The sequence below is a fragment of the Streptomyces sp. PU-14G genome, assembly GCF_041028275.1.
Classification (GTDB): Bacteria; Actinomycetota; Actinomycetes; order Streptomycetales; family Streptomycetaceae; genus Streptomyces.
Map to the genome: position 1 here is coordinate 1 of NZ_JASKYT010000450.1, position 5,975 is coordinate 5,975.

Below are 5,975 nucleotides of genomic sequence, written 5' to 3' on the forward strand. Positions count from 1 at the left end.
GCCCAGGTGCCATTCCTGGCGGAGTTGCGGCAGTGCGTAGGCGATCAGGAGCTGGTCGAACGCCTCGAAGAAGGTGACCACGCCGACGTGGCCGCCCGGTTCGAGCGTCTGCCGCTCTCGCGCTGGCACGTCACCGTGCGGCTGATCGTCGGCGGGCACGGCCTCGGGCGGGGGCGGTTTCGGCGGGAGTGGGTGTTCGTGGTGTGCGTCGAGCGTCATGGAGGAGTCCTCCGGCTCCGCCGCCGTGCGTGGTGACCGAGGGGAGCGGGTCGGGCCCCGAACAGGAGGGGCGCGGCAGTCGGTGTGCGGTGGGCGGGCGGGCCGGATCGGCGGCCGGAACCGAGCTGGCTGCTCGGTAAGCACAAAGCCTCTTAGGGCTTAAGTTCTACAGCTCTCCGGTCGGCGAGCGTCAAGACGTCGTACAGGGGAAAATGAATCGGGCTCGACCCTTGCGGGTGAATAGTTAAGCCCTTAGATTTCTAGCGCTTGAGCAACACAGCCCATGCCCCCACCTCCTGGAGGTCCCCAGATGCCGCGCATCCCAGCCGACGAGATCCTCATCGCGGGACAGTGGCGGCGCGGAGAAGGCGAGTTGGTGGAGACCGTCGACCCCGCCGACGGCACCGTCCTCGCCGCCCTCCACACGGCCTCCGAGCGGCAGGTGGACGAGGCGGCGCGAGCAGCGGCCCGCGCGGCGGCCGACCCCGCCTGGCGCGACCTGCTGCCGCACGAGCGGGCGCGGCTGCTCCACCGGATCGGGGACCTGGTCGAGGAGGCAGCGGAGGAACTGGCCGCGCTCCAGACCGCCGACACCGGCAAGACCCTCGCCGAGACCCGCGCCCTCGCCCACAGCGCGGCCGGCACCTTCCGCTACACGGCAGCCGCGCTGGAGACGGCCGAGGAGGCCCTCACCCCCTCACGCGGCCCCTACGTCTCCCTGAGCCTCCACGAGCCCATCGGGGTGGTCGCCGCCATCAATCCCTGGAACTCCCCCGTCGCCAGCGACGCGCAGAAGCTCGCCCCCGCGCTGGCCGCCGGCAACGCCGTGGTGCTCAAGCCCGCCCAGTGGACGCCCCTGGTCTCCCTCGCGCTCGGCCGGCTGATCAGCGCGGCCCTCGCCGAACGCGGCCTGCCCGCGGCGCTGGTCTCGGTGCTGCCCGGCGGGGGCAGCACCATCGGCGCGGCCCTCGCCCGGCATCCGCTCGTCGGAAGGATCGGCTTCACCGGCGGCACCCGCACGGGGCGCGAGCTCGCCGAGGTGGCCGCGCGGAAGCTGGTTCCCGCGTCGCTGGAGCTGGGCGGCAAGTCGCCGACGATCGTCACCGCCGACGCCGACCTCGAAGCGGCCCTCGCCGGGGTGATGTTCGGCGTCTTCTCCTCCAGCGGCCAGTCCTGCGTCGCCGGCTCCCGGCTGTTCGTCGCCCGCGAGCTGTACGACGAGTTCCTCGGCGCCCTCGTGGAACGGGTGCGGGCGCTGCGCGTCGGTCCCGGCACCGATCCGGCCACCCAGGTGGCGCCGCTGGTCCACCACCAGCACCGGGCCTTCGTCGCGGACTGGGTGCGGCTCGCCCGCGAGGAGGGTGGACGCGTGCTGTGCGGCGGCAGCGCGCCCGCCGGTGAACCCTACGACCGCGGCGCCTACTACCTGCCCACCGTCATCGACGGTCTGCCACCCACCGCACGGGTGTGCCAGGAGGAGATCTTCGGGCCCGTCCTGGTGGCCTTTCCCTACGACGACGAGGACGACCTGGTCCGCCAGGCCAACGGCACCGTCTACGGCCTCGCCTGCGGCATCTGGACCCGCGACCCGCTGGCCGCCTGGCGGCTCGCCCGGCGGGTGGAGGCCGGAACCGTCTGGATCAACACCTACAAGCAGTTCAGCATCGCCACGCCCTTCGGCGGGTGGAAGGACAGCGGCCTGGGCACCGAGAAGGGCCGGGAGGCCATCCGCGCCTACCAGCGCCGGAAATCCGTCTACTGGGGCACTTCCGAAAACCCCCTCCCCTGGGCCTCCTGAGCCCGCGAGGACCCGCACCGCCCGTCCGTACCCGAGGAGAACGGCATGCCACAACCCTCCGCACCCGCCCCGCCGATCGCGCGCCTGCGCGCGCTGCGCTCCGTCGAACTGCTCACCCCCGCCTTCGCGGAGGCCGCCGGCTTCTACGAGGAGGTGTGGGGCCTCCAGGTCGTCGAGACCGAGCAGGGCGCGAGTTGGCTGCGCGGTACCGGCGAGGAGCACCACGCGCTCCAGCTGACCCGATCCGACCGCACCGGGCTCGGGCGGCTCTCCTTCGCCGTCGGCACCCCGGCCGAGGTGGACGAGGCGGCGCGGCGGCTGGAGCTGCGCGGCATCGCCCCCCAAGCAGGGCCCGGACCGCTCGACCAGGTGGGCGGCGGATACGGGCTGCGCTTTTGCGACCACGAGGGCCGGCAGATCGAACTGTCCGCCGAGACCTGGGCCGTTCCGCCGCGCGGGCGGGAGGCTGCCGTGCCGGTGGGCGTGACGCACACGGTACTCAACACCACCGACATCGACGCCTCGGTCGGCTTCTACCGCGAGGTGCTGGGCCTGCGCGTCTCGGACTGGTCCGAACACCAGATGGCCTTCCTGCGGTGCAACGCCGACCACCACTGCGTGGCCTTCAACCAGGCCGACTGGGCGTCGCTCAACCACGTCGCCTACGAGATGCCGTCGGTGGACCACTTCATGCGCGGCCTCGGCCGGCTGCGGCACCACGGCATCGTCCCGCAGTGGGGCCCTGGGCGGCACGGCCCGGGGAACAACACCTTCTCCTACTTCACCGACCCCGCCGGGCTGGTGTGCGAGTACACCTCGGAGGTCGCGCAGGTCGACGAGGACCGCTGGATCGCCAAGGTGTGGCGCCGCACCCCCGAACTCTCCGACCTGTGGGGCACGGCGGGCCCGCCGTCGCCCGCGATCCGCCGCCACATGGCGGGCACCGCCGACGGCAGCCCCGTGGCCCCGCCCGCCACCGGCCAGGAGGTGGCGGCATGAGCCGGCTCGCCGTCGGGCTCGTCGGCTGGGGAGCCATCGGCCGCACCGTCGGGACGGCGCTCGCCGCGGGCCAGGTGCCCGGCGCCACCCTGGCCCGGGTCGTGGACAACCGGCCCCTCGGCGACGCCGCGCCCGCGCCGCAGACCTCCGTCGAGGAGGCGCTGGCCCACTGCGACGTGCTCGTGGAGGCGGCGGGTCAAGGGTTCGTCCGGGAATGGGGCGAGCGTGTGCTGTGCGCGGGCACCGACCTGCTGGTCGCCTCCACCGGCGCACTGACCGACGACGAGCTCGCCAAGCGGCTGCTGGCCGCCGCCCCGGGCCGGGTCCACTTCACCGGCGGCGCCGTCGGCGGGCTCGACCTGCTCCAGGCCGCCCGCGCCATGGGCCCGCTGACCGAGGTGCTGCTGACGACCACGAAACTGCCCGCCACCCTCGAACAACCGTGGATGGACGAGAACCTGCTGGCCCGGCTGCGCACCGCGACAGCGCCCGTGGAGGTGATGACGGGCACGGCCAGGGACGTGCCCGCGCACTTCCCCCGTTCCACGAACGTGGCCGCCTCCGTGGCGCTGGCCGTCGGCGATCCCGATTCCGTCCGGGTACGCGTGGTCGCCGACCCGGCCGCCGCCCACACTTGCCACGTCATCGAGGCGCACGGACCGTTCGGCTCCTACCGTTTCGAGGTGAACCACCTGCCTGACCCCGGCAATCCGGCCACCAGCCAGGTGGTGCCCTACGCGGTGCTGCGCGGGCTGGGCGCGCTGGCCCACAGCCCGGGGCGGATCCTGTGACGGCCGCGCCCCGCCGGCCCACCGCGGCAGCGCCGCGCCGGCCCGCCTACGACCCGAGCGGGTTGCACGTGGCCGAAGCGGGCACCGAGGGGCCGCTGTTGCTGTGCCTGCACGGTATCGGCTCCTCCTCCGCCTCCTTCGCACCGCAGCTGGCCCAGTTGGGCGGGCACGCCCGCGTGCTCGCCTGGGACGCCCCCGGCTACGCCGGCTCGGCCGACCCCGAAGGGCCCATGGACCTGGACGACTTCGCGGACGTGGCCGCGGCGCTGCTGCGCTCGCGGGGCGCCCGCGAGGAGCCGGGCTCCCGCGCGCACGTGCTCGGCGTCTCCTGGGGCGGCGTCGTCGCCCAGCGGCTCGCCCTGCGCCACCCCTGCCTCGTCGCGTCCCTCGTCCTGGCCGACTCCACGCCCGGGTCGGGCGGCGACCCCGGCAAGGCCGAAGCCATGCGGGCCCGCGCGGCTCAGTTGCGGGAACTCGGGCCCCGGGCGTTCGCCCGGGAGCGGGCTCCGCGGCTGGTCTCGCCCGCCGCGCCCGAGGACCTGGTCCGCCGGGTCACCGACACGATGGCCGCGGCCGTGCGGCTGCCCGGATACGGCTACGCGGCCGAGTCCATGGCCGCCACCGACCTGCGGGCCGACCTGCCCGCGCTGGCGGCGCCCGCCCTCGTGCTCTGCGGCGACCAGGACCGCGTCACAGGCCCCGAGGCCTCCCAGGTCCTGGCCGGCGCCATCCACCGCGCCGCCTACGTGATCGTCAAGGACGCCGGTCACCTCGCCAACCAGGAGCAGCCCGAGCGCTTCAACGCCTGGGTGCTCTCCCACCTGCACATCGTCACCGCGTGAGACCGACCCGGTCGTCACCGCGCGACACCGACCGAAAGGACACGACCGTGCCACTGACCACCACCGCCTACGACGACAACGGCGACCTCGCCGCCTACACCGACGCGCTGATCGCCACCCGCGCCTCCCGCGAGCCCGACTGGGACACCCTCGCCTTCCAGGAGAAGGCGGGCCCGCAGTTCCGCCGCGCCCAGATCCGCTACGTCGGCTCCGGCGCCACCGGCAACCACGAGGGCGACAACCGCATCCTGCCCTCGGGCGGGTTCACCTTCTCCAACATGCTGCTGCCGCCCGGCGCGGAAGGGCCGGCCCACACCCATCACGACGTCGAGGAGGCGTTCTTCGTCCTGGAGGGCGAAGTCCGCGTCGGCATCCACCGGGGCCCCGACGAGGCCGAGTACCGCACCCTGGGGTACCGCGACATGATCGTCGTGCCCGCCGGAGTGACGCGCTCCCTCAAGAACGAGGGCGAGACCGACGCGCTGTTCTGCGTCATCATCGGCACCCGGAAGCCGCAGGTGCCCTCCTACCCCGAGTACTCGCCGCTGCACGGCGTCACCCGTGACTGAGCCACCGTCGGCAGCCCGGACGGTCGTGGTGACCGGTGCGGGCCGTGGCCTGGGGGAGGCCATGGCCCGCCGGGCGGCCCGCGACGGTTTCCGCGTCGTCGTCGCGGAGGTCGACGCCGCGCGCGGTGAGGCCAGTGCCGCACGGCTGCGCGGGGAGGGGCTGGCGGCGCTCCACATCCCGTGCGACGTCGCCGACCCGGCGTCGGTGGCCGCCATGGCCGACCGCGTCGCCGCCCTCGGCCCGCTGCACGCCGTGGTCAACAACGCGGCCCTCGCCAACGGCGTGGGCGGCAAGGAGTTCCAGGACATCGACATCGCGGACTTCGACCGGCTGTGGACCGTCAACGCGCGCGGTCCCTGGCTCGTCGCCAAGGCGCTGTACGGGCCGCTCACCGCGCACGGAGGGCCCGGACGCATCGTCAACATCGCCTCCGACGCCGCCTTGTACGGGTCCCCGCGGCTGGCCCACTACCTCGCCTCCAAGGGCGCCGTGATCGCCCTCACCCGGGGCATGGCCAGGGAGCTCGGCGACAAGGGCATCACCGTCAACGCGCTGGCGCCCGGCCTCACCGAGTGCGAGGCGACCGCGGCGGTGCCCGAGGAACGGCACGGCCTCTACCGCGCGAACCGGGCCATCTCCCGCGCCCAGCGGCCCGAGGACCTGACCGGGCTCCTCTCCTTCCTGCTGAGCGAGGAGTCCCGGTACGTCACCGGACAACTGCTCGCCGTCAACGGCGGCTTCACCATGCACTGACCG

6 protein-coding genes and 1 pseudogene are annotated in these 5,975 nt (G+C 74.0%); 6 read left to right on the top strand and 1 reads right to left on the bottom strand.

Annotated elements, in window-relative coordinates; translation table 11 throughout:
* Positions 1–219 (bottom strand): annotated as a pseudogene (locus AB8Z75_RS31195) (hypothetical protein); the annotation flags it as partial.
* 310 nt (positions 220–529) lie between these two features.
* Between AB8Z75_RS31195 and AB8Z75_RS31200 the strand changes: the two are divergent.
* Genes AB8Z75_RS31200 through AB8Z75_RS31225 form a run of 6 tightly spaced genes read left to right on the top strand, consistent with a single transcriptional unit; the run spans position 530 to position 5,972 of the window.
* Positions 530–2,017: an aldehyde dehydrogenase family protein gene (locus tag AB8Z75_RS31200; protein ID WP_369207898.1), complete on the top strand. Its 1,488-nt coding sequence runs from the start codon at positions 530–532 to the stop codon at positions 2,015–2,017.
* Positions 2,018–2,062: 45 nt separating this feature from the next.
* Positions 2,063–3,016, top strand: coding sequence for a VOC family protein (locus AB8Z75_RS31205; protein ID WP_369207900.1), 954 nt, complete (start codon positions 2,063–2,065; stop codon positions 3,014–3,016).
* Entirely contained in the window at positions 3,013–3,807 is a 795-nt protein-coding gene (locus tag AB8Z75_RS31210) for an aspartate dehydrogenase domain-containing protein (protein WP_369207902.1), read from the top strand. The genes AB8Z75_RS31205 and AB8Z75_RS31210 overlap by 4 nt, the downstream gene beginning before the upstream one ends.
* Positions 3,804–4,649, top strand: coding sequence for an alpha/beta fold hydrolase (locus tag AB8Z75_RS31215; protein ID WP_369207904.1), 846 nt, complete (start codon positions 3,804–3,806; stop codon positions 4,647–4,649). The genes AB8Z75_RS31210 and AB8Z75_RS31215 overlap by 4 nt, the downstream gene beginning before the upstream one ends.
* Positions 4,650–4,696: 47 nt before the next feature.
* Positions 4,697–5,218 (top strand): cupin domain-containing protein, encoded by a 522-nt coding sequence (locus tag AB8Z75_RS31220; RefSeq protein WP_369207906.1) that lies wholly within the window; start codon positions 4,697–4,699, stop codon positions 5,216–5,218.
* A complete protein-coding gene (locus AB8Z75_RS31225; RefSeq protein ID WP_369207908.1) occupies positions 5,211–5,972 on the top strand; it encodes an SDR family oxidoreductase in 762 nt (253 codons plus the stop codon). Before AB8Z75_RS31220 ends, AB8Z75_RS31225 begins: the two co-directional genes overlap by 8 nt.
* The last annotated feature ends 3 nt before the right edge of the window (positions 5,973–5,975 follow it).